The sequence below is a fragment of the Undibacterium sp. GrIS 1.8 genome (assembly GCF_040544445.1).
Taxonomy (GTDB): domain Bacteria; phylum Pseudomonadota; class Gammaproteobacteria; order Burkholderiales; family Burkholderiaceae_D; genus Undibacterium.
The window spans coordinates 1-1146 of the sequence record NZ_JBEONQ010000142.1 but is presented as its reverse complement, the minus strand read 5'-3'; the positions used below and the strand labels follow the sequence as shown (position 1 = coordinate 1146).

Annotated in this window: 1 protein-coding gene; it reads right to left on the bottom strand. The window is 46.0% G+C overall.

Annotated features, from left to right (window positions below; genetic code table 11):
* Positions 1–41 precede the first annotated feature (41 nt).
* Entirely contained in the window at positions 42–1061 is a 1020-nt protein-coding gene (locus AAKU64_RS22585) for an IS701 family transposase (protein ID WP_354363119.1), read from the bottom strand.
* Positions 1062–1146 lie beyond the last annotated feature (85 nt).

The window sequence follows — 1146 nt, the reverse complement described above, 5'->3', positions numbered from 1 at the left end:
TAGGACTTACGCAAAAAGCGTAATTTTGTAATAAAACGGGTTTATGCAAGACGCATAGTAATACTCGGATTTTTAAGTTGCTGTCGTAAGAATTCATCAAGCAGGCCATGTTTAATGCGATACAAGGTTTCACTAGTTTGCTTTGCGACAGCGGCTAAGCGAACCCATACAAGGATGGCACAAGCGATGTGATTGCGCTGGATTCTCGCCTTTCTGCATTGACAGCGTTCGATTCCCGTCAGTTGTTTTGCTTCTCGGTGAAACTGCTCAATCTTCCAGCGCAAGGCACACGCTTGTTGTGCGCCCTTCGTTAAATCTTGAGTCAGGTCGTTGGTGACGACCATGTCCGTGCGGTGGGTAGACACCGTAACGCGGAACAGTTTGACCTTGTGCTCTTTGGGAAATCCTCTGATCTTAATGATCTTGCCATGCGCTACTTCTCGCTCATTCCAATCGAGTGAATCGACATGGCGATAGTCCAGTTCGCCACGTGAGTCATCGACTAAGCGATTGCTCTTGATGGGGCAGTAATAAATTTTACCCAAGGACTCAATGAAGAGCATCAGTTCCTTGGTGGCATACCAGGTATCCATTAGCACGGTACGGCAGGCCAGACCTTTGTGATGCACCACATTGGTCAGCATGTCTTTGACATGATCGAGCTTAGATTTGCCATCACCTTGTGGGTCGTAAATACGATAATCAATGACCCAATGCTCCTTCGTTTCCGGATTGACATACACACAGGTAACAACCCCAATGCCTTTGATAATGCCGTGCGCATTACCACTGTATTGACGTCTTACCAGCTCGATTTTATGCGAAAAATTCTTGTCTATAATCGTGTCATCAAACGTGATGCAACCACCCGCTGTCGCCGCAATCAGATCACGCACGTTGTCCCACACCAAGTGAGGCGTCATCTTCTCGTCTCGCAAAAATCGATTGATCGCATCGTGACTCATATCTTCTACGTGGTCGGCAAAATTGGTGATCGTGTGATTGATCGACGTTACCAATAAATACTGGCAGTAATCTAAGCGGGTTGGTCGTTTTGGCATGTCCAGAACTGTACACACCCGTTTTCTTTTTTAGGTTTACGTCTTTACATCTTGTTACAATTCTCTTGTTTTTGCGTAAGTCCTA